The sequence below is a fragment of the Streptomyces flaveolus genome (genome assembly GCF_044765825.1).
Classification (GTDB): Bacteria; Actinomycetota; Actinomycetes; order Streptomycetales; family Streptomycetaceae; genus Streptomyces; species Streptomyces flaveolus.
Genome location: NZ_JBIWKU010000002.1, coordinates 244,351 through 270,735 on the forward strand (window position 1 = coordinate 244,351; position 26,385 = coordinate 270,735).

General features: G+C 69.2%; 27 protein-coding genes and 5 pseudogenes. 15 read left to right on the top strand and 17 right to left on the bottom strand.

Annotated elements, in window-relative coordinates; all coding sequences use genetic code 11:
* Window positions 1–488: 488 nt before the first annotated feature.
* Window positions 489–828: pseudogene (locus ACIRG6_RS06295) on the top strand (hypothetical protein); the annotation flags it as partial.
* A gap of 65 nt (window positions 829–893) precedes the next feature.
* Entirely contained in the window at window positions 894–1,550 is a 657-nt protein-coding gene (locus ACIRG6_RS06300) for a hypothetical protein (RefSeq protein ID WP_365021884.1), read from the top strand.
* A 143-nt stretch (window positions 1,551–1,693) separates the two neighbouring features.
* Here ACIRG6_RS06300 and ACIRG6_RS06305 read toward each other — a convergent pair.
* Window positions 1,694–1,786, bottom strand: a pseudogene (locus ACIRG6_RS06305) (transposase); the annotation flags it as partial.
* A gap of 63 nt (window positions 1,787–1,849) precedes the next feature.
* Between ACIRG6_RS06305 and ACIRG6_RS06310 the strand changes: the two are divergent.
* Entirely contained in the window at window positions 1,850–2,176 is a 327-nt protein-coding gene (locus ACIRG6_RS06310) for a DUF4262 domain-containing protein (RefSeq protein WP_364683510.1), read from the top strand.
* A gap of 176 nt (window positions 2,177–2,352) precedes the next feature.
* On the opposite strand, the gene ACIRG6_RS06315 is transcribed toward ACIRG6_RS06310, so the two are convergent.
* From ACIRG6_RS06315 to map, 3 genes are all read right to left on the bottom strand, one after another.
* Window positions 2,353–2,538, bottom strand: coding sequence for a hypothetical protein (locus ACIRG6_RS06315; protein WP_350720089.1), 186 nt, complete (start codon window positions 2,536–2,538; stop codon window positions 2,353–2,355).
* Window positions 2,539–2,730: 192 nt separating this feature from the next.
* Window positions 2,731–2,895 carry a hypothetical protein gene (locus ACIRG6_RS06320; protein WP_403321141.1) on the bottom strand — a complete coding sequence of 55 codons (165 nt, stop codon included), beginning with the start codon at window positions 2,893–2,895 and terminating at the stop codon, window positions 2,731–2,733.
* A gap of 167 nt (window positions 2,896–3,062) precedes the next feature.
* Window positions 3,063–3,839 carry a type I methionyl aminopeptidase gene (map, locus tag ACIRG6_RS06325; RefSeq protein WP_364683514.1) on the bottom strand — a complete coding sequence of 259 codons (777 nt, stop codon included), beginning with the start codon at window positions 3,837–3,839 and terminating at the stop codon, window positions 3,063–3,065.
* A gap of 318 nt (window positions 3,840–4,157) precedes the next feature.
* Here map and ACIRG6_RS06330 point away from each other — a divergent pair, with 318 nt between their 5' ends.
* From ACIRG6_RS06330 to ACIRG6_RS06340, 3 genes and pseudogenes are all read left to right on the top strand, one after another.
* Entirely contained in the window at window positions 4,158–4,529 is a 372-nt protein-coding gene (locus tag ACIRG6_RS06330; RefSeq protein ID WP_403321143.1) for a VOC family protein, read from the top strand.
* Between the two features lie 17 nt (window positions 4,530–4,546).
* Window positions 4,547–4,712, top strand: a pseudogene (locus ACIRG6_RS06335) (IS630 family transposase); the annotation flags it as partial.
* A 425-nt stretch (window positions 4,713–5,137) separates the two neighbouring features.
* Window positions 5,138–5,776 (top strand): DUF998 domain-containing protein, encoded by a 639-nt coding sequence (locus ACIRG6_RS06340; protein ID WP_403321145.1) that lies wholly within the window; start codon window positions 5,138–5,140, stop codon window positions 5,774–5,776.
* Window positions 5,777–6,050: 274 nt separating this feature from the next.
* Here the strand turns inward: ACIRG6_RS06340 and ACIRG6_RS06345 are convergent, their stop codons facing one another.
* Window positions 6,051–6,548, bottom strand: a complete 498-nt coding sequence (locus tag ACIRG6_RS06345) for a tautomerase family protein (protein WP_403321146.1) — start codon at window positions 6,546–6,548, stop codon at window positions 6,051–6,053.
* A gap of 94 nt (window positions 6,549–6,642) precedes the next feature.
* Between ACIRG6_RS06345 and ACIRG6_RS06350 the strand changes: the two genes are divergently transcribed.
* Window positions 6,643–7,134, top strand: coding sequence for a winged helix-turn-helix transcriptional regulator (locus tag ACIRG6_RS06350; RefSeq protein ID WP_403321148.1), 492 nt, complete (start codon window positions 6,643–6,645; stop codon window positions 7,132–7,134).
* Between the two features lie 466 nt (window positions 7,135–7,600).
* On the opposite strand, the gene ACIRG6_RS06355 is transcribed toward ACIRG6_RS06350, so the two are convergent.
* Window positions 7,601–8,533 (bottom strand): LysR family transcriptional regulator, encoded by a 933-nt coding sequence (locus ACIRG6_RS06355; protein WP_364683524.1) that lies wholly within the window; start codon window positions 8,531–8,533, stop codon window positions 7,601–7,603.
* 116 nt (window positions 8,534–8,649) lie between these two features.
* On the opposite strand from ACIRG6_RS06355, the gene ACIRG6_RS06360 reads away from it, so the two are divergent.
* Complete coding sequence (locus tag ACIRG6_RS06360) at window positions 8,650–9,495, top strand: alpha/beta hydrolase (RefSeq protein ID WP_364683526.1); 846 nt, start codon at window positions 8,650–8,652, stop codon at window positions 9,493–9,495.
* A gap of 14 nt (window positions 9,496–9,509) precedes the next feature.
* Window positions 9,510–11,000: an MFS transporter gene (locus ACIRG6_RS06365; protein ID WP_403321150.1), complete on the top strand. Its 1,491-nt coding sequence runs from the start codon at window positions 9,510–9,512 to the stop codon at window positions 10,998–11,000.
* Here ACIRG6_RS06365 and ACIRG6_RS06370 read toward each other — a convergent pair.
* The 3 genes and pseudogenes from ACIRG6_RS06370 to ACIRG6_RS06380 form a co-directional block, all read right to left on the bottom strand.
* Window positions 10,936–11,271, bottom strand: coding sequence for a lysine transporter LysE (locus ACIRG6_RS06370; RefSeq protein WP_403321152.1), 336 nt, complete (start codon window positions 11,269–11,271; stop codon window positions 10,936–10,938). The two genes, ACIRG6_RS06365 and ACIRG6_RS06370, sit on opposite strands and share 65 nt — an antisense overlap.
* 209 nt (window positions 11,272–11,480) lie before the next feature.
* Complete coding sequence (locus tag ACIRG6_RS06375) at window positions 11,481–12,263, bottom strand: sulfite exporter TauE/SafE family protein (RefSeq protein ID WP_403321816.1); 783 nt, start codon at window positions 12,261–12,263, stop codon at window positions 11,481–11,483.
* A gap of 75 nt (window positions 12,264–12,338) precedes the next feature.
* Window positions 12,339–12,455 (bottom strand): annotated as a pseudogene (locus ACIRG6_RS06380) (MerR family transcriptional regulator); the annotation flags it as partial.
* Between the two features lie 1,187 nt (window positions 12,456–13,642).
* On the opposite strand from ACIRG6_RS06380, the gene ACIRG6_RS06385 reads away from it, so the two are divergent.
* Complete coding sequence (locus tag ACIRG6_RS06385; protein WP_403321154.1) at window positions 13,643–13,984, top strand: nitronate monooxygenase; 342 nt, start codon at window positions 13,643–13,645, stop codon at window positions 13,982–13,984.
* The gene (locus ACIRG6_RS06390; protein WP_403321156.1) at window positions 13,888–14,157 is read left to right on the top strand and encodes a hypothetical protein; all 270 of its coding nucleotides are present in this window, start codon (window positions 13,888–13,890) and stop codon (window positions 14,155–14,157) included. Before ACIRG6_RS06385 ends, ACIRG6_RS06390 begins: the two co-directional genes overlap by 97 nt.
* On the opposite strand, the gene ACIRG6_RS06395 is transcribed toward ACIRG6_RS06390, so the two are convergent.
* The 6 genes and pseudogenes from ACIRG6_RS06395 to ACIRG6_RS06420 all read right to left on the bottom strand — a co-directional run bounded on the left by ACIRG6_RS06395 (window position 14,126) and on the right by ACIRG6_RS06420 (window position 19,932).
* Window positions 14,126–14,392, bottom strand: coding sequence for a hypothetical protein (locus tag ACIRG6_RS06395; protein ID WP_403321158.1), 267 nt, complete (start codon window positions 14,390–14,392; stop codon window positions 14,126–14,128). The two genes, ACIRG6_RS06390 and ACIRG6_RS06395, sit on opposite strands and share 32 nt — an antisense overlap.
* Before the next feature lie 145 nt (window positions 14,393–14,537).
* A pseudogene (locus ACIRG6_RS06400) lies at window positions 14,538–15,202 on the bottom strand (GmrSD restriction endonuclease domain-containing protein).
* Between the two features lie 533 nt (window positions 15,203–15,735).
* A complete protein-coding gene (locus ACIRG6_RS06405; RefSeq protein WP_403321159.1) occupies window positions 15,736–17,037 on the bottom strand; it encodes a serine hydrolase domain-containing protein in 1,302 nt (433 codons plus the stop codon).
* A gap of 102 nt (window positions 17,038–17,139) precedes the next feature.
* Window positions 17,140–17,562: an adenylyltransferase/cytidyltransferase family protein gene (locus tag ACIRG6_RS06410; RefSeq protein ID WP_403321161.1), complete on the bottom strand. Its 423-nt coding sequence runs from the start codon at window positions 17,560–17,562 to the stop codon at window positions 17,140–17,142.
* A gap of 219 nt (window positions 17,563–17,781) precedes the next feature.
* Entirely contained in the window at window positions 17,782–18,150 is a 369-nt protein-coding gene (locus tag ACIRG6_RS06415; RefSeq protein WP_403321819.1) for a MerR family transcriptional regulator, read from the bottom strand.
* Between the two features lie 33 nt (window positions 18,151–18,183).
* The gene (locus ACIRG6_RS06420; protein ID WP_403321162.1) at window positions 18,184–19,932 is read right to left on the bottom strand and encodes an amidohydrolase; all 1,749 of its coding nucleotides are present in this window, start codon (window positions 19,930–19,932) and stop codon (window positions 18,184–18,186) included.
* Between the two features lie 850 nt (window positions 19,933–20,782).
* Between ACIRG6_RS06420 and ACIRG6_RS06425 the strand changes: the two genes are divergently transcribed.
* Both ACIRG6_RS06425 and ACIRG6_RS06430 read left to right on the top strand, forming a co-directional pair.
* On the top strand, window positions 20,783–21,109 hold the full coding sequence (locus ACIRG6_RS06425; RefSeq protein WP_364684514.1) for a hypothetical protein: 327 nt from the start codon (window positions 20,783–20,785) through the stop codon (window positions 21,107–21,109).
* 187 nt (window positions 21,110–21,296) lie between these two features.
* Entirely contained in the window at window positions 21,297–21,875 is a 579-nt protein-coding gene (locus ACIRG6_RS06430; protein WP_364684512.1) for a class F sortase, read from the top strand.
* Window positions 21,876–22,332: 457 nt separating this feature from the next.
* On the opposite strand, the gene ACIRG6_RS06435 is transcribed toward ACIRG6_RS06430, so the two are convergent.
* On the bottom strand, window positions 22,333–23,268 hold the full coding sequence (locus ACIRG6_RS06435; RefSeq protein ID WP_403321165.1) for a zinc-binding dehydrogenase: 936 nt from the start codon (window positions 23,266–23,268) through the stop codon (window positions 22,333–22,335).
* 68 nt (window positions 23,269–23,336) lie between these two features.
* Here ACIRG6_RS06435 and ACIRG6_RS06440 point away from each other — a divergent pair, with 68 nt between their 5' ends.
* The gene (locus ACIRG6_RS06440) at window positions 23,337–23,975 is read left to right on the top strand and encodes a TetR/AcrR family transcriptional regulator (RefSeq protein WP_364684508.1); all 639 of its coding nucleotides are present in this window, start codon (window positions 23,337–23,339) and stop codon (window positions 23,973–23,975) included.
* Window positions 23,976–24,540: 565 nt separating this feature from the next.
* On the opposite strand, the gene ACIRG6_RS06445 is transcribed toward ACIRG6_RS06440, so the two are convergent.
* Window positions 24,541–25,281: a class I SAM-dependent methyltransferase gene (locus tag ACIRG6_RS06445; protein ID WP_403321167.1), complete on the bottom strand. Its 741-nt coding sequence runs from the start codon at window positions 25,279–25,281 to the stop codon at window positions 24,541–24,543.
* A gap of 190 nt (window positions 25,282–25,471) precedes the next feature.
* Here ACIRG6_RS06445 and ACIRG6_RS06450 point away from each other — a divergent pair, with 190 nt between their 5' ends.
* On the top strand, window positions 25,472–25,963 hold the full coding sequence (locus ACIRG6_RS06450) for an excalibur calcium-binding domain-containing protein (RefSeq protein WP_403321170.1): 492 nt from the start codon (window positions 25,472–25,474) through the stop codon (window positions 25,961–25,963).
* Window positions 25,964–26,385 lie beyond the last annotated feature (422 nt).

Here is a 26,385-nt window from a genome sequence, read left to right on the forward strand (position 1 = left end):
CCCCGTCAACCCCTCTCGCAAAATTCGCCTGATTGACCGAAACTTTCGAGGGGCTGGTGGTCGAATCGGTGCGGTTCAGCGCCCGGGCGGCAACCCCGCTTCACCTTCGCGGCATTGACGATCGCCCAGCAGATCCTGTTTGCGGTCAGTGTTGACATGTTCAGCCACACCTCTAAGATCCGTTGGGCCTGCTGAGTTTCCGACTGGCGCTCGAAATTTCGAACCTCAACCTCTCCCTCTTTGCCTACCGAAGGAGCCTCTGGTGCCCAGATGATCAGGCGGACGACTGCTCCGCCTCGGCCCGCACCCGGCAGTCCCGCGCTCAGCCCTCCGCTGGGGTGGAGCAGCTGGAACAGCTTCGGGTGCGGGGTCACGTAGACGCAGGACGCCGCGGCACTCGCCTCGTGGCCCGTCGACTACTGAAGTACGACTGGTACTCCCCCACCGTTGCGCGTAAGAGCAGGTCGGGCGGTTCACGCTCATGCGCGATGCCCTTCGCGCCAGCGGGGGGCCGATCGTCTGCAGCATGGGCGAAACACTCCCGGGGCGTTGAGGCCGCTGCGCGGAGAAACGCGACGCCGGTCGGCTTCTCGAGCCGTGTTGGAGTCAGAAGGCGTGCTCGCCCAGGTGGAGCCGCTCTTCGGGTTGCCGCCTCGGCCGCCCAGGCCGCCGGCAGCTCGACTGCTTCCCTGGCAGTGGGTCCGCCGGCAGTTGAACTACCGGTTCAACAGCGGCATGGGAATCCGCCGCTGGTCGTACTGGCCCGACACGTTCAACACCGCTTACGGCCCGGTCGACCGGGATGTCTTTCTGTCGGAGCCGACCCTGCGTTGGATGGTGAAGCAGCATTTCATGGAGGTGATTGCCCTCTTCCCTCGCGATACGGTGCTGTCATGTCTGGATCAGTCGAAACCGGATCAGTCTTGTCTCCCGTCACCGCGGACGACGTCGACCTTGCGGTGCGGCTGGCCGTGGGCATCCTTCGGGACGCACCCCCGGAGGGGTGGGGCGGTAAGGCGGGTTCGCTGGAGTGGGACTGCTGGGAGACCGTCGAGCACCTCGCCAACGACCTGTTGTACTACGCCGTGCAGATGGGGCCGCAGAGCCCGCCGCTGGACACCCATGTACCTTTCGCGTTGAGCCAGAAGAGGCCGGACGCGCCCGTGGTCTTCGTCTACGCGGAGCGTGATGCGGGTCCGGCCGGCCTGGTGCAGGTGCTGGAGGCGTGCGGCGCGCTGCTGGTCGCCATGGTGCGTACGACGCCGCCCCGGGTCCGCGCCCACCACGCCGCCGGGGTGTCGGACCCCGAAGGGTTCGCGGCGCTGGGGGTGCAGGAAATGCTGGTGCACATGCACGATGTGGCGGAAGGCTTCGGGCTTGCCTGGACCCCGCCCTCCGCCCTCTGCTCGCGAGTGCTCGCCCGTCTGTTTCCGGAGGCTCCGGGCGGCGCGGATCCCTGGCTCACCCTCTTGTGGGCCACCGGCCGCGCCGAACTGCCGGGGCACCCTCGGCTCACCACGTGGCGCTCGGACAGCACACCTCGGTCATAGGAGCGGATCGGCATCAGCCGCGGCCCGGGTGGTGATCGTGCCTTTACCGCAGCGAGAGCGCACCGGGTCACCGGGACTCTTGCAGAAGCCCCCGGCGTTCAGGCCGGGGATGAATGCATCTGAAAGCTGCTCTGACGTGCACGTCAGAGCAGGCGTTGTTGCTGCTCGATGTACTGGCGGACAATCGCCAACGGTGCTCCGCCGCACGATGCGGAGAAGTGTGAGGGTGACCACACCGGTGGTAGTAGTGTCGTTGTCGTGCAGCCCCGCTCGAGCAGGTTGAGGAGCACGGCTGGAAGATGCACGCGCTGCTCAACGCCCTCGGCCACCATGCTGTGGCCGGGACCGTGCTGGGGTGTGACACGGAGTACCACGGCATCATCGAGGACCGGCCCGTCATCCTGAAGCCCGCTGACCTCCGCTGGTATCGGGAGTTCTTCGGGCGCGCGATCGCCTTCTACCGACGGCCGCCCTTCCCCGTCCTCCACGCAGTCTGGCCAGACGCCGACGGCCGCTTCCCCTGGCAGCCGGAGGCCGACGAGCAGTACCGGCAGTCTCAGCCGCAGTTGTGGCTGAAGCCCGACGAGCACCCTCCGGGGGTCTGGACGACACTCGCGGCCAGATGAAGATGCATCTCCACCCGGCCGGGACAGCATCTCGGGCCGTCCCGGCCGCCGTCGGACACGGCGGACACGCCGCCAGCCGCCGCGAACTTCCCTGGACTGCTGGGCCCGTCGGCGGCCCCGTCGCGACTGCGTGGTGGTCTTTGCCGCCACCGTAGGCGCCGGGGCCTACGCGACGGCTACAGGGCGGGAGGGGCCTTGGGCTCGAAGAGGCTCTGTGGTGCGCTCGGCTGGGAGGTGGTGGAGGTCTGGCGCAGGACCTGTGCCAGGTCGCGGTGTATCCGGTCGGCTTCACCACGGACCTGGACGGGGACGTCGCCGCGTTCGGCGACCAGGCGGTCGTAGACAGGGGTCTGCTGGAACACGGTGGGGCGGTTTCCCTTCAGTGGGCGGTTCACCGGGCGGGCGCAGCATCCGGGTTCGGACGAGGTCGGCTCGGGTTGGTGCTGTCGGCTCCAAGGTAGCTGCGAAGGGATGCAGCACCGGGAGTGAGGGTCACTGTGCTGCATCCCCGACGGCGCCTTCTTGTCGTGATCGGGTGGGACCGTCCCGTAGCTTCACGCCGACACCCGGGAGAAGAGCAGCAGCGCGACCACAAGGACAGCGGGAGAAACGCCCGCACTCCACGGTTGTGGCACGACCTTCTGGCCGACGACCGCCAGCGCGGCGAGCGGTATCCAGCTCACGAGAAGCCAGGGATGCTTGGCCAGCGTCTTGGCCACGACGGTCCAACGACTGCGCTCATCAGGCCCGTACAGGCCTGGCGGGCAGACCTGACGGAGTCCTACTGGGCGGCTTTGCCTCCGCCGGTGTCGCCGCAGCGCAGCTGGATGCGGTAGATCGTCTGCCCGCCAGGCCCGCAACGGGCAGAGGACCAGGGGTTTCGGTCTTACGCCCGTGACGGCAACGTGAGGATTTCGGCTCCGTCCTCGGTGATGGCGATCGTGTGCTCACTGTGTGCCGTCCGGCAGCCCGTCGCGCTTCGGAGTGTCCATCCGTCGGCGTCGGTGACGAGTTCGGCGGTGTTCGCCATGACCCACGGCTCCAGTGCCAGCAGCAGCCCGGGGCGCAGCTTGTATCCCCGGCCGGGCCGTCCGGTGTTCGCAACGTGCGGGTCCTGGTGCATGGTTGATCCGATGCCATGCCCTCCGAACTCAGTGTTGATCGCGTATCCGGCCTGGCTGAGGACCGTGCCGATGGCATGGGAGATGTCGCCGATGCGAGCTCCGGGGCCTGCGACGGCGATCCCCGCGGCTAGTGCGCGTTCGGTTGCACTGATCATCGCAACACTCTCCGAGGGCTGCGCGTCGCCCACGATGAAGCTGATGGCGGCGTCTGCAGCGACTCCGCCTCGGGAGACGGCAAGGTCGAGTGTGAGCAGATCACCGTCGGCGAGCGTGTAGTCGTAGGGCCGTCCGTGCAGCACGGCATCGTTGACGGCCGTGCAGATGTAGTGGCCGAACGGCCCGCGTCCGAAGGATGGCGCGTAGTCGACGTAACAGGATTGCGCTCCAGCCTCGGCGATCATGGTCTTGGCCCACCGGTCGATGTCCAGAAGGTTCGTGCCGATCACGCTACGGCCCTTCAGCGTCTGCAAGATGTCTGCGACCAGGGCGCCTGTGCCCTTTGCTCGGGCCAGCAGGGTGGGGTTCAGGATCTCGATCACGTGCTGCTCTCCTCACGGTGCCAATAACTATACCGCCTTACTATACCGGTATTAGAATAGGGGTCATGGTCAGCCAGCCCCTCACTCCCGCAGAGGTCACACGCGGACAGCGCCTCGGCGCTCCTGCGTCGGCCTGTGGAGAAGTGAACGCGCTCGACGCCCGTGTCTCACCGGAGACAGCCAGAGCACGTCCTGACCGCGCGCCTGATGGGTACACCATGACGGAGGCGCTGGCTAGCGCGGTATCAGGCAACGTTCGCCTCGTAGTTGGGGCGTGGTTCGCGACGTGGGGCTGTCGGTGTCTGCCATGATCGGCGGATGCTGAGCATCGGAACGATCGTGATGGGGACTGCTGATGTGCGGCGGGCCGCGGAGTTCTGGAGTCGGGCGCTGGGCTACGTCCCTCGCGATGGTGAGGTGAAGGACGACTGGGCGGTACTGGTGCCGGCCAACGGCTCCGGTGCAGCACTCGCCCTCGACCTCAGTACGGCGCCCGTGCAGGAACACCCGAGAATCCACCTCGACCTCTATGCCGGCAATGCCGCCGATCAGGAAGCCGAAGTGGCGCGACTGATTTCCCTGGGCGCTCAACGCGTCGACTGGGACTTTTATCCGGACGACGCCGACTTCGTCGTGCTCGCCGATCCCGAGGGCAACCGCTTCTGCGTCATCGACACCAGTCACAGCTGACGGACCCGGGGGCTCCGATGGCGGAACGTGTCCGGGTGCGGGAGATCGACGACGACGAAGGACGGCGGCTACTGCGGGTCATCCGCCGCGCCACCGGCTCGGTGGTGACCTGGCGACGGGCCCAGATGGTGCTGCTGTCCGCGCAGGGCATGGCGGTGGCAAAGATTCGCCGAGGTCACTTTCAAACGTTGCCTGATCCGGCACAGCGCCGCAAGCTCCGTCAGGGCAGCAGCCGCAGGTGGCCGGGGTGGCACCCCGTTCTCGATGTCCGCACAGCGGCTCACGGCCGGCCGAGCTCGGCAACCTCGGCATCACCAGGCGCCGGAGGCTGCGGACGGCATGACGCACTTTCCGCAGTTCAGCGCCGGTGTAGGTGACCGTATCGTCTGTGTGGCGCTACCTGTGAGGTGACTCGGTTCGTGGGGTCGTGAGTCTCGTTCGGTGAACGTCCTGTGCCCGGCCGCAGTAGGGTCTGCCCCACCCTGTTCCAGGGGGCTTGTCGGAGTGCCTGACTCCAGCGCCGCATGATCGTCTGTCCGCACGGGATTCGCGCGCCGGAAGGTGGACAGGTGAGAGTTCGGATCGGGTACTCGGCATGGATCGCGGGTGTGGTGCAGTTCTTCGCCGTCCACGGGATCGCCGAGTCGGCTTGGGCGAGACCGTACAGCTGGGCGCGGTACAACATCAGCGACTTAGGCAACGCTCACTGCGCTCTGCAGCCAGACCCTGAGCCGCGGTATGTCTGTTCCCCCGAACACGGTCTGATGAATGTTTCGTTCGTCGTCCTGGGAGTGCTGCTGGTTGTTGGCGTCGCACTGACCGGTGGTGTCCTTTGGCGCAGAAGCGGGGCCGCCGTTGTGGCCCGGCTTCTGCTCGCCAGTGCTGGCATGGGTTTTGTGTTGGCTGGGCTGGCCCCTGCGGACGTCAATGAGAACCAGCATCTCCTGGGTGCCCTCTTCATCATGGCAGCGGGCAATACCGGTCTCGTCGTAGCGGGGGTCGGCCTGACAGAAGGAGTTCCGGCCCCCCTGCGGTGGGGCACCAGCCTGCTCGGAGTCGCATCGATCACGGCCTTCGGGCTGTTTCTTTCCCACCACTACCTCGGTCTCGGGATGGGGGGCATGGAACGGATCGCCGCTTTTCCTCTCCTGTTCTGGGCGCTGGCTGTCAGCGTTCGTGGCCTCACCCGTCGGGCAGGGCGTATGCAGGAGGCGGTGCCGGAAGAGCGTCTCAGCCGGACCGGTTGAGAGCTCTGGTCAGGCACCGATCGGCCTCCCTCGCGGCATGGAGATCGGATCGGGCCTCCTCCCACGCAAGCAAGATTCTCCGCGACTGCCGGCGACGCGGCGACGGCGCATTCGGCCGACGGCCGTTGGCAGGACGCTTCACCGGCCCGGCTCACCGAGGCACGCCGGTTCCTGGATCACTTGGACCAGCACAGTGGGCGGATCAACGTGCAGGACGAGCGGTCCTGACGACTGTGTCACCGGCCGCATCGATCCCCATGTCGTTCGCCGCTCATCAGGGCAGGCGGGCGTGTTCGGCTCGGGTGGCAGCGATCCGCTCACGCGCGAGCGCACGGGCCCGCTTGGTGTCGCCGCCAGTGAGTCGGGCGAGGATCGTCGCGAGCGGCCTGATCTGGCCCCAGCCGCCCCAGTGACCCTCGGGGATCTCGGTGGGGAATACCCAGATCCGGCTGGCGTCACGCGGCCAGGCGCCGTTCTCCGCGTCGAGGATTGCCTCGGTGACCTCGGCGATGACGCTCGTGCGCTTCTGCTCGTCGAGCTGGCCCTCGGGGACGGACGGGACGACCTTGTAGCGAGGTGCGTCCGCGGGTTCTCCGCCGACGTAGACGCCGGCCGGTCGGTGCAGCCAGAGCCAGGAGACGGAACGGCTCACGGGGTCGGCGGGGTCGAAGCCCTCGTTGCGGACGAGGATCTCGGTGATGCGGTTCAGCAGCGCCGCCTCGGCATCCGGCTGGAGCGCGCCGTCGGGAATGTACACGTCGAGCATGGGCATGGCCGATCTCCTTTATGAGTTTAATTCTTCAACTCAGGCCGAAGCCTATGAGGGCTGAGTACCGCTTGTAAACCCAGATGGGTACACTCGTCCCATGGAGACGCGGCGAATCGACCCGGTGAACTGCTCGGTGGCGCGCGCCCTCTCAGTGGTGGGAGAGCGCTGGTCGCTACTGATCGTTCGTGAAGCGCTGGACGGCGCGCGCCGGTTCGGGGAGTTCCACTCCCGCCTCGGGATCGCCAGAAATCTCCTGGCGACTCGGCTCGAGACCTTGGTGACCGCGGGAGTGATGCGCCGAGTGCCCTATCAGGAGCCCGGGGACCGGCAGCGCTTCGCCTACGAGCTCACCGAGCAGGGCCTGGCGTTGCGGCCCACGCTCGTGGCGCTCCTGGAATGGGGCGACACGTACCTCGCCGACCCTCAGGGCCCGTCGGTCATCGTCCGGCACCGGCCCGTCGACAATGCGAGCTCCTGCGACGAGCCGGTCAAGGTCGTCCTCGAGTGCGCTGCGGGGCACAGCCACCTCACCCCGGAAGACGTCTGCCGCACGCCCGGGCCGGGCGCGCGCTTCATGGAAAGCTCCTGAGACCCCAGGATCGTACTCAGCAGCTCGTATCGCGCGAAGCATGCCCCAAGCAGTGGGGCCGACGCCTGGGCCATGGGGCAAACGTCGGATGCCGCGGCACCAGTAAGGGGCCGCGTGCTGCGGACCGGTGTTCGCATGCTGGGCGAACCACGCCATCGACCGCCGGAACAACGCTCACCGGCAGCTACCGCCACGACAGCAGCCCATTCCTGTCACTGCTGTACGCGGTCACGCCGATCCGGGGACCTTGCGGACGTCCCCGGAGCAAGCCTCGACGCCTGGATGCCCCGCCAGGTCTGCGCTCAGCCTCTTCGGTGACTGCGGCGAGCGGTGACGGTGCCGGGCACGCGGGCCGACGCGACGTTCTGAGACTCGCTCACGTACGCCGTACGCCGTGCGCCTCACGCCGAGGCCGTCCCGTGCCGGACGGCCGGACACGTGCACGAGAAGGGATGACCGGCCCGAATCAAGTGTGGGGTCGGAGCCGGTCGTTGAGCGCGGCACCGACGTCGGGGCAGTTCTTCCGGATGGTGTCGAGGAAGGCGCGCAGCACCGGGGAGTGATCGCGGGCCATGAAGGACAGAACGAGATCGGGCAGGGGCGTGCGCGGGGTCACTTCACAGAACCGCACTCCCGGACGCGGGACCGCCCTCATGCGGGAGGGCCCCAAGCCGACGCCCACGCCCGAGGCGGCGAGGCCGATGATCGTGTGCACGTCCCTCGCGACGGTCGCGCCGCCGAGAGCCGGTGAGTCCGTGCCCAGCAGGGTACGCAGTCCGGCGACCACGGCGGGCTCGTCCTCGCCTGCCGACACGATCAGCGGCTGCTGCCCCAACTGATCCGCACTTACCGAGTGTTGCCCCGCGAACGGATGCACCGTACTCACCACAGCGATCACGTGGTCGCGTCCGACCGGGACGGACACGAGATGCTCGGCTCCGGCACCCCGTGGTGGGCCGAGAGTGAGGGCCACGTCCAGCTCCCCGGCGACGAGAGCCGGGCTGCTGCGGCTGGTTGCCATCTCGTGCAGTTCCAGTCTCACGTCGGGCCGTTCACGGCGGAACCGGCACAGGACGCCCGGCAGCGGGTCGAGCAGTGCCGAGGCGATGAAGCCGAGGCGCAACCGTCCCGTCTCGCCGCGCGCGGCCCGGCCCGCGTCGACCGCAGCCGCTGCGATCTCGTCGAGCGCCCGGCGCGCCCGAGCGAGGAACGCCTCGCCGGCGGCGGTGGGGAAAACCCCCTGACGTGTGCGGTCGAACAGGCGGGCCCCGACCTCGCGCTCCAGGTCGGCGATCTGCTTGGACAGCGGCGGTTGCGCGATGCCCAGCTCGCCGGCCGCCCGGCCGAAGTGTTCGTGTTCGGCGAGAGCAACCGCGTACCGCAGGTGTCGCGCTTCCATGATCCGCCCCCATCCCATCGGTCCCATCGGCTGCTGGCAATACCTCAAAGATATTGCCATGCCACTTACTAGATCTATCAATGGATGGCGCTGTGGTCCCTGTCTGGAATGGAGCCATGAAGTACGCATCTCTGACCGACACCGTCTTCGTTTTCGTGCACGGCGCCTGGCACAGCTCGGGACAGTGGGCAGCGACGCAACGCGCGCTGGCCGGACTGGGCGCTGCGAGCGTGGCCGTCGACATGCCGGGGCACGGCTTCGACGCACCCCTGCCCACCGGATACCTGCTGCCCGGCCAGCCGGGCCTGCTGACCGAGAAGTCACAGCTCGCCACCCTGACGATGGACGACTGCGCCGAGGCAGTACTGAGCGTCCTGCACCAGGTGCGTCACCATCGCACTGTCGTGCTCGTCGCGCACAGCGCGGGCGGCGGTCCCGCGTCCCTGGCCGCGGAGCGGGCGCCTGAGCTGGTGGACCGGATCGTCTACCTGTCCGCTTTCGTCCCGGGCGGGCGGCCGCGGTTCTTCGACTACCTGGGCTCACCCGAGAACGCCACCGCGCTGGGCCGGAACCTGAACCTCGGCGACCCCGAGGCCCTGGGCGCCGTACGGATCAATCCCCTCTCATCAGATCCCGCCTACCTCGACGAACTGCGGGAAACCCACTACCACGACACCCCCCTGGACCGCTTTGACCGGTGGCGGTCCGCGCTGAGCCCTGACCTGCCCCTGGCGATCCCGACGACCCCAGTCACCCTGACCGCAGCTCGGTGGGGACGAATTCCACGAACTTTCCTGCGCTGCGCCGAGGACCGGGCGCTGGCACCGGCCGCGCAGGACCTCATGATCACGGAAGCCGATCGGGCCTTCCCCGGTAACCCGTTCACCGTGCATACCCTGCCCGGCAGCCACAGCCCGTTCGCGGCCCGTCCGGGCGAACTCGCCGCGGCCCTCGCCTCGTGAGCCGGCATCGGCCCATGAAGGGTTCCCCGTCTCTCAGCGGGAGACGGCTCGCGGCCGGTGGCGGCGGGCGGCTCGTACTGCCGGTCGTACTGAGCGCGACATTCGTGCAGTTGCTCAACGTCACCGTCGCCCAGATCGCCGCCCCGGCGATAAGGACCGACCTGGGTGCCGGCTCAGGTGCCGTGCAGCTGATTCTGGCCGGGTACACCCTGACCTACGCCTGCTTGCTCATCACGGCCGCGCGCCTCGGTGACCGGTACGGCTACCACCGGCTGTTCGTGCTGGGCACCGTCGTCTTCATGGCCGGATCAGTAGCCGCCGCGTGTGCTCCCGATGCCACGTTCCTCATCGCCGCCCGGCTGGTCCAGGGCGCGGGCAGCGGCTTGGTCGCCCCGCAGGTTCTGTCGATCATCCAGGTCGCCGTCCCCGCCGCCCGGCGCCCGCGGGCTCTCGGCCTGTTCGGTGCCACGATGGGAGTGGCGTCGCTGGCCGGGCCGCTGATGGGCGGACTTCTCGTCGGCGCCGACCTCTTCGGTCTCGGCTGGCGCTCGGTGTTCCTGGTCACGGTGCCGGTGGCACTCGTCTCGCTCGCGGGCGCGACCGTACTGCCTCGCACGCGAGGCGCGGCCGGGCAGCGCGTGGACGGGGTGGGCGTGTTGCTGACCACCGTGGGCTTCGGCGCGCTGGTTCTGCCGCTCGCTCTGGGAGAGGAGGCCGGCTGGCCCTGGTGGACATGGGCCACACTGGCCGTGTCCGTGGCCGTTCTCGGCTGCTTCGCGCTGACTCTCCCGCACCGGCCGGATCCCCTGGTGCATCCGTCGCTGTTCCGCGACCAAAGGGCGCGTGCGGGGGTGCTGCTGGTGTTCGTGTTCAACTCCGGGGTGCCGTCCTTCACGTATCTGCTGTTCCTGCATCTGCAGTCGGCCATCGGGTACCCCGCCCTCGCGGCCGCGCTGACGTCGGCTCCCTTCGCGGCCGCGGCCGTGCTGGGCAGCCGTGGCGCACCCGCGCTGGCCCGCCGACACGGGTCAGCCGTGCTCACGGTCTCGGCGCTGGTCTTGGCGGGGACGGCCCTGGCTCTCGCGCCGCTCATCGGCACGGCCGCCGGGCGATGGGCGGCGTTGCCGGTCCTGGCTCTCGGCGGCGCCGCGTTCGGCTCGTTCACCGCCTCGGTGTTCGCTCTGGTGCTGGCGAGGGTGGACGGCTCCGCGGCCGGTTCTGTGTCCGGGCTGTTGCCCACGGCTCAGCAGCTGGGCGGGTCGATCGGGGTGGCTGCGGCGGGGCTCGTCTACCTCGCACCCGCCGCCGGCCCGGGCGCCGCGTTTCGGCACGCCATGATCTACGAGGCCGCCGTCTTCGCCGCCACCGCGCTGATCAGCCTTCGGATGCGCGATCGGAACCGACCAGCCGCGCCACGGGCAGATGCGGCGTCGACCGGCCTCACAGGCAGTCGCAGCCTGAGGCGTAGAGCAGCAGGAGCAGAGCCGTCGCGGCGGCACCGGTGAAGCCGGCAGCGGTCACGGCGGCAAGGCCCCGACGCCGGCCCTTCGCAGGCGTACGGAAGGTCTGCCAGGCGCCGTGGGCGAACAAGCAGCTGAGCAGCCCGGCCCCCGCGACGGTGAAGCGTGGACTTACGGACCAGCTCAGGTAGACGATCAGAACCAGGCAGCCGAGCACGGCGCAGGCGAGCAGACTGAGGATCACCTCCGCGACGACTTCTCCCACCGTGTCGATCAGGAAGTCGCCGACACCTTTCGCTGCCCTGCGTACCCCCAAGGCACTCCTCCACCCTCGCGTCCGAAGGCCCCAGCGGGACCTGACAGAGAGGACCGCCGCCGAGCCGAAACGGTTGCCGAGGTGCCACTCAGTGGCCCTCTCCGTGAGAACGGACAACACTCGCCACGGGTTTGGAAGGCGCTGAGCGGCCGGCGCCGGAGAAGAATGTTCACGAGCTTCGACAGCACGTCGGGACGCCAGAGCCGGCGTCAGCCCAGCACCTGTACCACGTAGAGGGCACCGACGCCGGTCGCCAGGGCGGCGAGCAGGAAGCGCAGGGCGGTTTCGGGCAAGCGGGGCTGAAGGCGTGCGCCAAGGTATCCGCCGAGAAGTCCGCCGGCCCCGCAAGACAGGCCCAGGAACCAGGCGGGGGCTACATCGCCCGTGGCGGTCAGGGAGAGCAGTGCATAGGCGGCCGCACCGACGACGGAGGTCACGAAGGTGGCGGCCAGAGCTGCGGGTGCGACGGCGACGACTGGTGTTCCGCGGCCAACGAGGATCGGGCCGAGCAGGGATCCGCCGCCGATCCCGTAGATGCCGCCGACGACACCGACAGCCAGAGCCAGCACTTTCGTGGTACGTGGCGAGAGCGGACGCGGGGCATGGGCCGGTGCGGGACGTACGGTTCGCAGCCCCAACCACACCCCGAGCGGCAGCAGGAACACTGCGACGAGCAGCCGGAAGACGCGCGGGCCGGGTACCGCGAAGACGCGGATCAGGGCACCGAGGACGACGCCGGGCAGGGTCCCGGTGATCAGCAGGCGGGTCAGCGGCCCCCCGAGACGACCGGCCCGCCAGTATCGCAAGAGGGCGCCGGGGCCGGCCACGACGTTGTAGAGCAGGTTCGTCGGTGTCACCGCAGGGCTCGGCACACCCAGCACGCTGAACTGGACAGGCAGCAGAAAGACCGCCCCGGAAACGCCCACGGGCGCCGTGGCCACAGAGATCAACAGCCCGGCGGCAAACCCGAGCAGACCCATCGACCAGTCCATGCCAGCCCCCCTCAGACGACCCGCTCCCGGTGCCCGGTGAAGGCTCCGGGTCAGGTGCCTCACGTTCTCGTGAACTTCTCCGATGGCGCGCAGGAAGCCCCGGGTGGTGCCGAGCATGTCGGTGGCCCGGCCCATGGTGCAGGCGGGGTATTCGTCGTCATCGAGACGGCCGTAAGTGTCGTCTGCGGCCATCGCGCTCTCTGCGTGGAACGCGTGGAGGGGCCCGGGCGCCGTATCGGCACCCGGGCCCCGAAGGAACTGCTACACCATCTGCCGGCCATGATGCTGCGCCAGCCTTCTGTTTCCGCGGGCCCGACCGAGATGCTGTCGGGGGCGCGGGGATCGCGGATGCGTGACCGGAGACCACCTCACTATCGATGTCCTGCGGCACCCGGGTCGAACACTTCCGCCCGGGCGATCCTGATGGCGCTCGGCTCCTCCGTTCTTCCCTCGGGATCAACCTCTTTCCAAACGGGTACTGCCACTGCGGTACTGCTCACGGTGGCCCCTGATCACTGCGGGCCACCCGGTCCGGTCACCAGTCCCGTCGCCGTCTTGCAACATCCCTGGCTTCGAGACTCCGTCACCGCACCGTCCTGCGAACTGCAACTGCGTGTACTGCTGCCCGGCAGTTCGTCTCTGCCGGGCCCTGTTGATCTCGGCTACGAGAGAAACCATAACCACGACACCACCCCAATGTCTACTGTGACCGATATAGATTTCCGCGTGTTCGACGGCGAGGTAATCGACATCGAACAGAGGCACGGGCAGGCATGGACCGGTCGGGGCCGACTGCCGACCTGGCCTGCACGGGCAGCGGGTCTCCGTACTGCGATGTCCATCAAGGAGTGCAGACGGGACGGCTGTGCACGCGCGGCATGCGGCTGCGCGCACACCGGTCCCACCGGATCCTCTTCGTCTGCGGTGGTCCGGCCGCGCCGTGGCGGCACCCGGAGCCGGAAGCGGGAGCATCACACGGTCTGCGTGAGCGCGGCATCCAGCGGTCCAGGCGTTCGTAGAGGGCGCGGATGAGGCGGACCCCTCTACCGTGCGGCCATGAAGGACACTCATGCCCGAGCCGCTGCGGCGGGCGCTTCACCAGCTGCTCTCCGAGGCGGTCGCGAACTCCCAGGAGGTGCCGCGGTACACCGATCCCGACCAGGCGCACACCGGGAAGCGCATGACGCGACCGGGCCACGGACGCGGCGGACACGATGAACATGGTGGCCATGCTGATCGCCGCGTGCCAACGTACGGGCATCGGCCGGGAGTCCCTGGAGACGCATCTCCAGCTGAAACAGCAGCGCGACCCGACCAAGGGCCGGGAGACGGCGAGTGGACGCACATAGCGGGCCTGCTGGGCCAGGGCCCTCCCGTCAGTGCGAGCGAGCCTGGGACCGGGCCGGCATGCAGCGGAAACCGGCGCAGACCTGCTGATCGTCCAGGCCCCCGCCGCCGGCGGCCACTCCGCCACCCTCACCCCCGACTTTCCCCTTGCCCCCAACGAACTGCCCGATCTGGTAAGCGGCGCACGGCACACAGTGGCGCTGCCCGTGATCGCCGTAGGCGGCATCACCACCCCGGCCGACACCGCCACCGCCCTACGCGCCGCGCCCACGCCGTCGTGGTCGGCACCGCCCTCCTGCGCACCCACGAAAGCGGCGCGTCCGCACCCCACAAAGCCGCCCTGGACGACCCGGCGTTCACCGACACCACGGTGACCCGGGCCTTCACGGCCCGGCCCGCCCCCTTCGCAACCGCTTCACCAATGCCCTTACCGACTCCATCCAGCGGGCCCCGGGGGACGTCAGGGCAGATCCCCCGGGGCCCGTGGTGTGGAGGACGAGGGGCACGTACGGGCTTCAGGGGATCATCACGCAGTGGTTCTCGATGACCCGGCCACCGCGATCGAGGCCGCCACAGACGGCCAGCCTCGGGTACGCCCTGATTTCCCGGTTGACGACGAACCGCCACCGCGACACGTTCGCCTTGCTCCCCCGGTAGTCACCGACGAACGCACGCAGCGTCCCCGGCAGACCGTCCCTCGTGGTGACGGTGATGTCCTGGACGTAGTCGCGGCCCTGGTAAGCCGTGGCCACGCAGATGTAGGTGCCACACGTGGACTTCACTTCGGCACTCGCAGGCGTCGCGGTCACCAACAGCAAACCGCAGGCGGCCGTGAGCGCGGCCGTGACCCTGGCAATCCGCCCTCGTGTCCGTGGTGTTTTGGTCATGAGTCTCTCCTTGTTCGCGTGCACTGCGTCGTCCCGCCGATTACGGGACTGGCTCGTACGTCACGGTCTGCTCCGGGCAGCCGGACGCCACCTCCGTGAGAGCCGTCACTTCGGCCTCGTCCGCCGACAGAGTCCAGCGGAGCTTCCGTGCCCACCCACTCGGCGACGTACCGGCAGTGCACCGCGGTAGCCGACGGCAGCCAATGGGCAGGGTCCTGGCCGGCCTTCGACCGGTTCGACCGCGGGTGCACGCGGTGACCGCGACCAGACTCGCCGGTGCGCCCTGGTCGTTCGTATGCCTCACGGCGCTGCGCCGACCAGGTGGAGGCGCCGCTGTCCCATGCCTCGGCGAGCGGTCCCATGTGGTCGATGTCCAGACCGGAAGCCGACGTCACCCATACCTGGTCGTCATAGGATCACCAGCCACCGCCCGTCAGCCGGCATCCCGGCCCCACCCCTGGCGGCTCCACCGCCTCGGCGGTCAGGACCTCGGCACGCGTGTTGCAGCCGTCCGTCGGTCGTCGCCCCTGTTCCGGTGACGGAAAGCGTCCCGGTCGTAGCCCTCCAGGGACGCCTCCGCCACCGGCAGAGCAGCGATCGCCTCGGGCAGGGGCAGCGCTTCCGCCGCATGACGGGGGCGGAGACGGTCAGGGGCAGGACGGCGAGGGAAGCAGCGGCCAGGCCGCGCAGCACAGCGTTGAGCATGCACCGTTGATAACGGCCCCCGCGGGGGCGCTCTCAGGCGTTCGGCGAGTGCGCCACCCGTGTGGGTGCAATCGTCGTACCGGCGGCAACTGCCGCCTGGTTCTGCGCGGGGCTGGGGACGGGGATGCCGTGGCTCGGCTGTGGGCAGCGCCGCGGCATCCCCGTACGGGGCAGCGCCCACGGCGCAGAATGCTGGCTACCCGCGTGACCACAACTCGGTGTGGACGACCAGGACGTGCTGCGGGCCTCGTGCCTGCTGGGCCACCTCACCTGCGGAGATCACATTCAGAGCAGGCCGGGGTGCAGGTCGGGGCCGCCCGCCGCATGCGGTGGAGCATGGCCGAGGAGGCGTCGGCCTGCGCGGCGACTGCCGCACAGTTCATGGGGCTGGTCTGCTTCGATGTGCGGCAGAACCGGCTGGGGCCGTGAGCAGGGCCCCGCCACGGCCTTCGTGCTGATCAAGTGCCTCTTTGGTCGGAGCACAGGATCAGACGGAGGCCGTGTTCACGTCCTGGGAACCCTCTTACGGGCGGTCACGTTCGGGGCTTTCTCGGAATGCGGCTGTCCGGCTTGGCCGCCAGATAGGGCGGACTGTGCGGGCTGGTCGCAGCGACTTCGTTCAGCACGGTTGGCGGGTGCTGTTCACGGAGATGTCGACGATCGGAGCACAGTGCGCGGTCGACGAGAGCCGTAACGTCTTGCATCTGCCGAGTGGCGCTGCTTTCATCGCCCGGTCGACTGTGCAAGGAGACCGTGACGGTAATCCGGCCGTCCGGAGTCGTTGCAGGCCACACCAGGTATCCGAATCCGTCCCCGCTGTGCCCCCAGTAGCCGCCGCCGCAGGACAGCGGCGTCCAGAACAGGCCAAGCCCGTCGCGCGTGCCCGGTGGAAAGCCGCGGTCGGCGGGGACTTCGACGGTGCGCTGCATCTCAGCCAGCTGGGCGGGGGCCAGAAGCCTGCCTTGCACCAGCGCCGTGAGGAACCTGTTGGTGTCCGCGGCTGTACTGATCATCGAGCCGTCGGCATCGGCGTCGAAGGGCAGGTAGGCAACGGTGGTGTCGGTCATGACTCCACCCGGCTCGAACTGCTGATAGTCCTGGGCATGCGGGCCGGGCAGGAACGGCCAGTTGCCGGGTGTGAGCGTGCGGGTGAGCCGCAGCGGCCGGACAATCCTGGCCCGGACCTCGTACTCCCATGAATGGCCCGTGACCGCCTTGATGACCATGCCGAGGAGAACATAGTTGGTGTTGGAGTACTCCCAGCCGGCACCAGGCACGAAGGACGGCTGGTGCTTCATCGCGAGGGCCACACGCTGCCGGGACGTGTAGGTGGTCCAGCGGTTCGCGCGGTATCCGGCGGCGCTGAGATCAGGCACGACGTCGCCGATGTAGTCGGGCAGCCCGCTGGTGTGCTGGAGCAACTGGCGCAACGTGACGCGGTGCCCGTCATTGCCATGGCCGCGGACCAGGCCGGGCAGCCAGGTGTCCACCGTGTCGTCCAGTGACAGGCGGCCTTCACCGACGAGCTGGAGCAGTACGACCGCGACGAATGTCTTTGTGGCGCTGCCGATCCTCAGGTAGCCGTCCGTGACCACTGGCTGCCCGGTGCTGAGATCACTGACCCCGCTGCGAACGGTCCGCACTCCGTCGGGCGTCTCCAGCCTCACCGATACGCCTGTGACGCCGTCGTCCCGCAGGGCGTCAGCATCGCGCTGCAGTGGGGGGAGGCGATCGGTAGCCCCCGCTCCGGATCCTGCCGGAACGCATAGCAGCAGAAGGGCGACAGCGAGCACGGTCACTGTCCGACGACTGATCCGACTCTGCATGATCGACATGAGGCAACGCTAAGAACGGCACGTTCCGGGAACCATCCGGCCAACCAGAGTTCCTGTGGTCGGGTTGTCCCCAGTGTGCTGGCTGGAGGTCACCGTGCCCCCTCACGACGGGTCCGCCGCGCGACACCGCCGGATGAGTTCAGTCGTGGAGACGCCGGCCGTGTACCGCACGAGCCGCAGCTTCCCCGCATCGGCCACGGGACCGAAGACTTCTTCGACCGCGTCCGCCGAGAGGTCGTCCCCGTGCACGACCACGTCGATGCCGTGCAGGTCCAGGAACCCGTTCGTCACACGATAAGGCGCGTCCGGAAGTACCACGTCGACGTACCGGCACGCCTCGATCACCGCGACCCGCTCCGCCAGCGTCATGATGGGCCTGCGCTTGTACCTGGCCACGACCTCGTCCGAGAGCACCCCGACGATCAGCCGCTCCCCGAAGTCCCGCGCTGCCCTGAGCAGCCCGACGTGCCCCGGGTGGAACAGGTCGCCGACCATGTCGACGTAGACGTTTCCGCGATCAGCCATGCCTGTTGCCCTCTCAACGGTCCCGAGCCGACCAAGATTGGGCCAACCGTCCCGCTCCGTCAACCGTCCGTCGGTCGACGCCCGAAGCGGCTCATGAAGGCTCACTCATGATCCTGTTACGAACTCTGAGAAAGGCTGAGACCGCGACCATCTGCCTGGCCGGACTCCACGTCGCAGGCATCGACCTCTGGTCCGCGCGCTGATCCGAACGTCCCCGATTCACGGATGGTCGTCCGCCGACCGTGCCAGGTACGCGTGGTTGTCCTCGATGAGGCGATCCAACGCGGCCCTGGCAGCGGCTAGGCCGTCGATGGCCTCGGACAGCCGGGCCCGCTCGCGGCCCATGATGTCCAGTGCCTGCCGCGCCCTGCCCTCGGTCGGCTCGGACATGCAGGGCGCCATCTCGGCGATGGTGCCGCTGGACATGCCTGCTGCCAGGAATGCCTGCACGAGGCGCACCCGCTGGACGTGCTCGTCCTCGTAGTGGCGCTGTCCGCTGGGCGAACGGGAGCTGACGAGCAGGCCCTGCTCCTCGTAGTAGCGCAGCGACCGGCGGCTGGCTCCCGTCCGGGCGGACAGTTCACCGATCCGAGCCGTTCGACCGGGGCGGTCTCTCCCCTGTCAGGTCTGGGGCTGGAGAGCAGGGCCGAGTGAGGAGAGCTTCTCCTTGCTGACGATCTGCCGAGGCGGCCACGTGATGTTCTTCGGCGGCCAGCTCTGACCGGTCCGCTTCAGGAACCAGGCGGGCGGCTCGTACATCGGCGGCTCATAGCCCTCCGGGAGTGCCGTTCGCCACTCCACTCCTCCACGTCGCTTGTCGAACTCCTCCTTGAGGCCCCGCAGCAGCTCCGGCTTCACCAGCAGGTCGACGGCCGTGGCCGCCAGGTATGTGGCCGCCGCACGTACCGCGGCGTGTCCGGGGGCCGAAGCCGCGCACGAGGCGGTGGACCAGGTGTGCATCTTGGTCCCGATCGGCGCCAGCGCCGCACCCATGGAGACGGTGGGCACCTGCCAGCTGATGTCGGCGACATCGGTGGACCCGCCACCGAGGAAGACCGGGTTGGGCGGGGCCAGCTCGCTGATCTTGTCGTGCAGGCCCGACTCCGGCAGCCCCAGCGACTTCTGCAGCTCCTTGGCCAGCCGCTGTGCCTCGGCGGAGAACTCCGGCGGGCCGATCTGTCGCATGTTGTCGTACATCAGCTCGGCGAACGCCTTGGAGGGGAGCTGGTTCCAGCAAGCAGACGTGATCTTGTGCTGTACGGAGGTGCGGCTGGCCCGGGCGGCGGCCTCGGAGACGGCGATCACCTTCTCGAGCAGGGAGTCGACCCGCTCGACGCTGCCCTCACGGACGTAGTACGAGATCTGCGCGATCTCCGGGGTGACGTTCGGTATGTCGCCGCCGTTGTTGATCACCCAGTGCAGCCGGGCGGACGGGCCCATGCTCTCCTCGCGCAGGAACTCCGACATGGACGCCATCATGACGGCCGCGTCCAGCGCGCTCTTGTTGCCGAGCGGGGTGCCGCCGTGGCCCGCGACACCGAGGAAGGTGAAGGTGACGGCGGTCATCGCGTTGGACGTGCCCCACCCGGTCGCGTTGCCGGTCGAGGGGTGCCAGTCGAGGAACGCGTCCAGGCCGTCGTACACGCCCTGACTGACCGCGTACGTCTTGCCGATGAGCTGTTCCTCGGCGGTGGAGCCGAAGAACTTGACGGTCACGTCGAGGCGGTGGCGCCGGGCCGCCTCCGCGACGGCGGCGGCAGCGGCGGCGGCAGCGGTCCCGAGCGCGCAGTGTCCGCAGCCGTGGCCAGGGCCGTATCCCGGAGCGAAGGGGTCGTGGACGTACTCCCTCGGGTCGTGTTCCCCGGCGCCGGCCTTTTGCGACAGGCCGGGCAGGGCGTCGTACTCGCCGCTGAACCCGATGACCGGGCCGCCCTTGCCCCGCCGGAAGGTCGCGGTGAAGGCGGTCGGGAAGCCCGCCGTTCCGAACTCGATGTCGAAACCGGCCTTGCGCAGGAAGTCGGCCTGGGCGAGGGAGGAGTTCCACTCCCGCAGGCTCAGTTCGGCGTGTTCCCAGATTTCGTCGTTGAGGTCCGTGATCCGCGAGGCGTTCTGCTCGATCCAGGCGAGCGCGGTCCGCTTGGCCGCGGAGTCCTCGGCGAGGCCCGCGGGGGGTGTGTACGCCGCGGCCTCGGCCTCGGTGACGCCGACGGTGCTGTCGGCGGTGGCCGCCACCGCCGGGTCGGCCGTCGCGGTCACCGCCGTGGTGGCGATCCCCGCGGCGCCCAGCAACTGCACGATCTGACGCCGGCTGAGACCGGACGCGACGGCGGCTTCAGGGCTGTGCTCATTGGGATCGTGCAAGTCGCACACGGGCGCCTCCGGTCCGGTTGGTGTGTACACGTAAGGACGGTGTCCGGGTACGATCCACTCCCCGCGTTGCGGAGTCAAGAGGTCCGGGTATCCCCCGCGTTACACCTGTCACTTGAGGCCGACGACGTGCAGGGTGGCTTCGACTCCCTCGCCACCGGCTCCACCCCGGCGATGCCGGCATGCGACCAGCGCACGACCCTGTCGCCTGACGTACAGATCTCCAGGCGTCGGCCCGCCGGCAAGGGCCCCGAGAACAGCCTTCGAGCTCCTGGGCGCGAACGTCACGCCCGAGGCGCCCCGCCGGGATACGGGCGGGTCGGCTGGGCAGGTGCGCCGGGGGCGACGAGCTCGGATGGGGCAACGAGGGGGCGAGCGATGCCGGGCACGGTCCGGTCCCTCGTCTGCATGCGCGTCCGCAGGCGGTGACGTCAGCACGCGTGCCGTGCAGGTCCGCCCGGTCGCCTTTCACCGGTATGGGGACGGGGTGCTGGGTGACGAGTATTGATGATCTTCGCGTCGGTGACCTGCGTAAGCGATCGACAGGGAAGGCCATGGCACCTGACCGGGTGACACGTCCGGCGTTTCGTCAGGTTGCGGAAGTGACGGCCTGTCGGTTGTCTCGTGAGCGGAACACAGAAGAAGTGCCGCGCAGACAAGCCGGACACTGTTCCATTGGAGGATTCGCATGCGTTACACAAGCGTGGGAGCAGGTATCGGCCTGGTTCTCGGTGCCCTCAGCCTGCAGATCCCGGCCGCTGCCGCCGCTGATGACTCAGATGCCCGTATCGACCCGTGGAATGCCTACCCGGGTTCCACGGTCACGGTCAGTACGCGGGCCTGCGACCCGGACGTGGACTACGGCAAGGGCTGGTCGGAGGTGGGAGGAGAGTTCCACCTCTTCGAAGGCGAACAGAGGGGGGTACTCACTGGCCAGTTCCGAATCCCGGAAGGAACCAGGCCGGGCAGCGACACCGTCACCCTGAAGTGTCCGCCACGGACCAAGGTCACGGAGACCTACCAGGTCACCGGCCGCCCTCCGAGGGGCTCGGTCGACGCCGGTTTCGGACCGGCCTCGGACACGGGTACGGGGCTCGCCCTGGGCGGTGGGCTGCTCGCCACGGCCGCCGCCGGGGGTGTGGTCTGGTTGTACCGCCGCCCGAAGGAGAACCGAACCTGACGGTGCGACTCTGCCGGCCGGCGTCCAACGGATCCGGTGGCCGCGAGCCCCGCCCACCGCAAGGCCCACACCACCCGCCAGAACGCACCCGCCGTGAAGCAAAGGCACAACCGCGATGGCACCCGAACACCCCACCAGCGCTTCCCGAGATCCGTTCGTCCCGGCAGTGCGCCTTCTGGCCTGCGCAATGGCAGCGGTTGCGGTGCCCCTGATCAGCGGGGTGTACGACGAGAAGCCACCGCAGCCATCGGCGGCCCAGGCCTTCTCGACCTCTGCAGACCCCACACGCTCCACGGTCCCTCCGCTGCGCCCCGCGGATCCGGTCCGGCTGCGGATCGCCGCCATCGGGGTGAACGCCCCGATGACACGAGTGGGCCTCGATTCCGCAGGGGCGCTACAGACTCCACCACCCGGCCAACCCGGCCTCGCCGGCTGGTACGGCGACGGCACGCCCCCCGGCTCGGCAGGAACCGCCATCGCCACCGGGCATGTGGACACACCCACCGGCGACCCCGGTGTCTTCTACAACCTCGGCGCCCTGCCCAAGGGCGCCACCATCGAGATCAGCCGAGCGGACCGGCGGACAGCGGTGTTCGCCGTCCGCGCCGTCGAGCTTCACGACAAGAAGAAGTTCCCCAGCAAGAAGGTCTACGGCAGTTCCGGCCGGCCCGAGCTCCGGTTGATCACCTGCGGCGGCGGCTACACCAAGCGCACCGGCTACCTGAGCAACGTCGTGGTCTACGCGACGCTGATCGCGGTGACGTAGCCGCCGAGCGGGCGCTGCCCCCTGGACGGCGAACGCCGACCACTGCGTCGGCACACGTAGCACGCCGGATCGCGCGGCGACCGCGTCACCGTGCAGCGCTACGGTGAGCGGATCCCCCGTCTGCCTCAGCATGGGGTCAACGCCGTGCCGTACGACACCCTGCGGATGACCGAGCACAGGGCCTGTGTCCTGTCAGCCTCCCTCCAGGAGACGGACGAAGCACCGGCGTCGCTGTCCCGGGCAGGCAAGCCCGTGGTCCGGCTCCCTCCGCGGCCGGAGCCGACACCCGGCCGTGAGGGGACGACCGGGGACCGGCGGCCGCCGACCGGATGCGGACGACGGGACGGCGGGAGGGCACCAGAGGACAGGCAAGGGAAACGCGAATGCAACGGGAGCGGGCAAGGGACTGCGCGGCGACGTGGGAACATGCCCGTAGCGGTCCAGGCCGCCAGCGCCTTCAGCGGACGTCGATGACGGCTTTGCCCGGCACGCGGCGGGCGGCCAGTTCGGCGGCTGCCCGCGCCACCTGCGTCCAGTCGGTACGCAGGGCGACTTGCGGGTCCAGCTCACCGCGGGCGGTGAGCGCGGCGAGCCAGGTGAGGTCCGCGCCCAGTCCTGCGGAGTCGTCCAGCAGGAAGTAGGTGGCGATCTGACGGTTGTGGCGGTGGGCGTCGCCGAAGAGGGCTCCGTAGGGGAACTGCTCGCCGTCGCCGGATATGTGACCTGCGGCCACCAGCACGCCGTGTTCAGCCAGGGCGCCGTGCGCGGCGACCATGTGTGCGCCACCGACCAGCTCGACCACGCCGTGCAGCGGTTCGATGTGCTGGAGCGCGGCCAGGTCGGTGACGATCTCGTGGGCGCCGAGTGCGCGCAGTGCGTCCGTCTTCGCCGGGTCGCTGGTCACCGCCGTGACGTGTGCTCCGCCCCGGGCCGCGAGCTGCAGGGTGAAGCGGCCCACGCCGCCGCCCGCGCCGGTCACCAGGATGCGCCGTCCCAGGATCGGGCCGATGCGGTGCAGGGCGCGCAGTGCCGTGCCCGCCGCGACCGGCAGCGTGCTGATCGGGCCGAGGTCGGCGCCTTCGGGCACGGTGCCGATCAGATCGGTGTCCACAGCACGCAGTTCGGCCCAGGCGCCGTCCGGTCCCACGGTGACGACGGGGGTGCCGGCTGCGGGACCGGAGCCGTCGGCGGCTGCCTGGACCACCACGCCCGCGGCGTCCCAGCCAGGCACTGTGCCGCCTTCGCCCTCGGGGACCACATGGTGGACCTCGCCGGCATTGAGGGAGAAGGAATGGACCTGTACCAGGGCCTGGTGGGCAGCGGGTTCCGGGTCCGCGACCGTGGTGAGCGCGAGGTGTCCGGGGGCTGAGTGATCAATTGTCAGTGCCTTCATGGCGAGCGATAGTGCCACTGAGTGGCCTAAGCCCACAAGTGGCAAAGGCGGTTGGTAGGCTTCGACCTGTGCAGAGAGACACGAAAGAACTGCCGCTGCGAGAGCGCAAGAAGCTGCGGACCCGTCAAGCCCTGGTCGATACGGCCCTTGAGCTGTTCACCGCCCGGGACTTCGCCGCGGTCACCCTGGACGAGATCGTCGAGGCGGTGGAAGTCTCCAAGCGCACGTTCTTCCGCATGTTCACCTCGAAGGAAGACGTGGCCCTGGCCCCGGAGAAAGAACTGTGGGCCGCCTACCTCGAGCACATCGAGAAGCGTCCTCTGACCGGCGAGCACCTCTTCGGCTCCTACAAGGACGCGCTGTTCGCGGCGCTGGAGCAGATGGCGGACGGTTGGGAGCAGCGCTTCCTCGCCAGCCGAAGCCTGGCCGACCGCACCCCCGCGCTGACCGCACACAGCCTGCGCCACTGCTCGGAGGTCTCCGCGGAGGTCGTTCGGATCGTGGCGGACGGCCTGGCCGGGCAGTCCCCCGGCCGCACCGAACTGCGTCTGCTCCTCGACCTCATGCTGGCCGCCTGGCATCGCGCGCTGGAGACGTGGACCTCCTCGAACGCCGTGCGGCAGGACCGTGCGGCGCTCACCCGGCACATGCACAAAGCCTTCGCGGCGATCCCCGCGGTCGCGGTACTGGCAGCACAGGACAGCTGAGCGGACACGGTGACTCCGCCGCCGGCTCCGCGACGATCCACCGACCGTGAGGCGCCGGCAGGGGCCCACGCCCGCCTGGTCGCCGTGGATGCCGTCACCCCTTGCGGCGGACGGGCTCGGGTCTGCCGATCCGGTCCGAGAGGAAGCCGAGGAGTGCGGCGTCGACGATGTCGGGGGCGTTCCTCCTGGCACAGGTGACTGCACTGAGGGAGCGACACCCCGCAGACATTGCTCGCCAGGCCCGTCCCACATGCCCAGGGCGTCGTAGGCCTGTCCGACGGCGCTGGAAGCCCTCCCCCCCCCACACACACACAGAGGCGGTGACGGGCAGTCGATCAGTTGGTCGGCGTCCTCGCGACCTTGGTGACGTCCTGAGCGCCGCCCGGCAGGCCATGCCGGATCCCTCCACCACGCCCGCCCGTTGGCAGGCGCTGAGGTGGACGGCGACCTCTTCGAAGCTCGATCAGCCGACCGCGCAGGTCAACGACCGATGCTCGCCGGTCGAAGAGACAGGCCCCAGGGCCTGTCCGGCGAGGGATGCCTTCACGTCTCGGCGCAGCGGAACTTACGGTTTGTGGGTTACCCAGAGCAGTTCCGCCGGCCAACGGTGTGCCCAGTCCGGCGGGTCGGTTTCGTTGTAGCCGTTGGGTGTTCCGGGTTCGGGCCGCGCCTCGATGAGGTCGTCGATGATGAGACCCGCGCCGCGCAGGACCTTGACCCAGTCGCCGTAGGTGAGCTGATAGCTGGTCGCGCCATCGTCTTCGGCGATGGTGTTCAGCCCGAAGTAGTCCTGCTGCAGTGTCGTGGTCACGCGGCCGGCGGCTTCGTCGTAGCAAGCTTCGAACCATGGGCTGGCGACGTTGAACACCAGGCGCCCGCCTCGGCCCAGGACGCGTGCGGCCTGCGGGACGGCCAAGTGCGGGGGCGCCCAGCTGAGCCCACCGAAGTCGCAGAACACCACGTCGAAGCTGTCGGCAGCGAAGGGGAGTTGTTCGGCGACGCCCTGCACCAGCGAGTAGCGGGCCGCTCCCATCGCGCGAGTCGCTGCGGCGAGTTGGGCTTCGGACAGGTCGAGCCCGACCACGGTGGCACCCTCGGCGGCGAGCGCCCTGGACCACTGGCCGGCGCCACAGCCGAGTTCGAGGACGCGCTTGCCGGTGACGTCACCCAGGGCGCGCAGGTGCGCGTCGGGGATGGAGTACATGCCCCACAGCCGGGGAGTGGCTCCGATTTGCGGGTCGTGCTCGTGCTGGTAGGCGTCGCTGATCCGGTTCCAGAGCCGCCGGTTGGCGGTGATGCTGTCCACGTGCCGACTTCAGCACTGCCTGCCGGGAGCGGTCAACACGATTAGGGCACTGGCCGGGGGTCCGGCCACGGTGCCCGCGGTGCGTCGAGCCGGACATCCCGCTGCCACGAACCGGCGATTCCCCCAAAACTTCACGTTTTCTTCACGTAGCCGCTATCGTCAACGCTTCAACGACCAACCAGGGGGCGACATGACCAACCCGTACACACCGCCACCTGCGGGACGGCCCGTGCCGAAGTGGGCACGCAAACGCTACGTCCTGCCCGCGCTCGGTCTCGCCTTCTTCCTCGGCATCGGAGCCGGCGCCAGCGACAGCCAGCCCAAGAACGACACGAAGCCGGCCGCGGCCACGCCCCAGCCGACCGTCACCGTCACCGTCACAGCGACCGTGAGCCCCGCCGCAGCGCCCGAGCCGGCACCGACGGTGACAGAGACCGTGGAAGTCGAGGTCACGAAGACGGTCACCGCCGAGCCCGCCGACGACACCGGCACCGGCACCGGCACCGGCACCGGCAGCAACGACAGCAACGACAGCAGCGGCGGCAGCGGCGGCGGCAGCGTCTACTACGAGAACTGCGCCGCCGCCCGAGCCGCCGGCGCCGCCCCCGTCCACCGCGGCGATCCCGGCTACGGCAGCCACCTCGACCGCGACAACGACGGCACCGGCTGCGACCGGGGCTGACCGAAGCACCGACACCGCTCCCCTGGCCGCTTTGCCGGCCACAACAGCGGCCCAATGCCCCTCCCCCGCCCGAGAACCAGGCACCGCAACCGCCTGCCCACGTCCCAGAGGCCGTACCAAGGGAGTCTCGGCGAAGGCAGGCCCGGGAGCAGCTCGGCGTCGGGCTGGTTGACGGGGGCCAGCCGAGGCGGCGGTCGAGAAGGAAGCACATGGGCGCTTCCCGCCGACCCGGCTTCGGAGAGCCTTCCGGGGAGGGGTTGTCAGGCGGGAACCACGGACAGCTGGAAGCTCAAGGAGCTGCTTCGAGGTGGCCACCGATCAGGTGACGGCCCGCGAGCCGCACGAGCCGGTCCGCACAAGCAGTTGACCAAGATGCCCGACGTCTCCACCGCGCTGCTCGAGGGTCTCTTTGGTCATCTATC

Excerpts from the sequence above, each read along its gene's own strand:
- ACIRG6_RS06300 (WP_365021884.1), top strand. The coding sequence starts at position 894 with ATGTCTGGATCAGTCGAAACCGGATCAGTCTTGTCTCCCGTCACCGCG.
- ACIRG6_RS06310 (WP_364683510.1), top strand. The coding sequence starts at position 1,850 with ATGCACGCGCTGCTCAACGCCCTCGGCCACCATGCTGTGGCCGGGACC.
- ACIRG6_RS06330 (WP_403321143.1), top strand. The coding sequence starts at position 4,158 with ATGCTGAGCATCGGAACGATCGTGATGGGGACTGCTGATGTGCGGCGG.
- ACIRG6_RS06345 (WP_403321146.1), bottom strand. The coding sequence starts at position 6,548 with ATGCCCATGCTCGACGTGTACATTCCCGACGGCGCGCTCCAGCCGGAT.
- ACIRG6_RS06350 (WP_403321148.1), top strand. The coding sequence starts at position 6,643 with ATGGAGACGCGGCGAATCGACCCGGTGAACTGCTCGGTGGCGCGCGCC.
- ACIRG6_RS06355 (WP_364683524.1), bottom strand. The coding sequence starts at position 8,533 with ATGGAAGCGCGACACCTGCGGTACGCGGTTGCTCTCGCCGAACACGAA.
- ACIRG6_RS06360 (WP_364683526.1), top strand. The coding sequence starts at position 8,650 with ATGAAGTACGCATCTCTGACCGACACCGTCTTCGTTTTCGTGCACGGC.
- ACIRG6_RS06365 (WP_403321150.1), top strand. The coding sequence starts at position 9,510 with ATGAAGGGTTCCCCGTCTCTCAGCGGGAGACGGCTCGCGGCCGGTGGC.
- ACIRG6_RS06375 (WP_403321816.1), bottom strand. The coding sequence starts at position 12,263 with ATGGACTGGTCGATGGGTCTGCTCGGGTTTGCCGCCGGGCTGTTGATC.
- ACIRG6_RS06405 (WP_403321159.1), bottom strand. The coding sequence starts at position 17,037 with ATGTCGATCATGCAGAGTCGGATCAGTCGTCGGACAGTGACCGTGCTC.
- ACIRG6_RS06410 (WP_403321161.1), bottom strand. The coding sequence starts at position 17,562 with ATGGCTGATCGCGGAAACGTCTACGTCGACATGGTCGGCGACCTGTTC.
- ACIRG6_RS06430 (WP_364684512.1), top strand. The coding sequence starts at position 21,297 with ATGGCAGCGGTTGCGGTGCCCCTGATCAGCGGGGTGTACGACGAGAAG.
- ACIRG6_RS06435 (WP_403321165.1), bottom strand. The coding sequence starts at position 23,268 with ATGAAGGCACTGACAATTGATCACTCAGCCCCCGGACACCTCGCGCTC.
- ACIRG6_RS06450 (WP_403321170.1), top strand. The coding sequence starts at position 25,472 with ATGACCAACCCGTACACACCGCCACCTGCGGGACGGCCCGTGCCGAAG.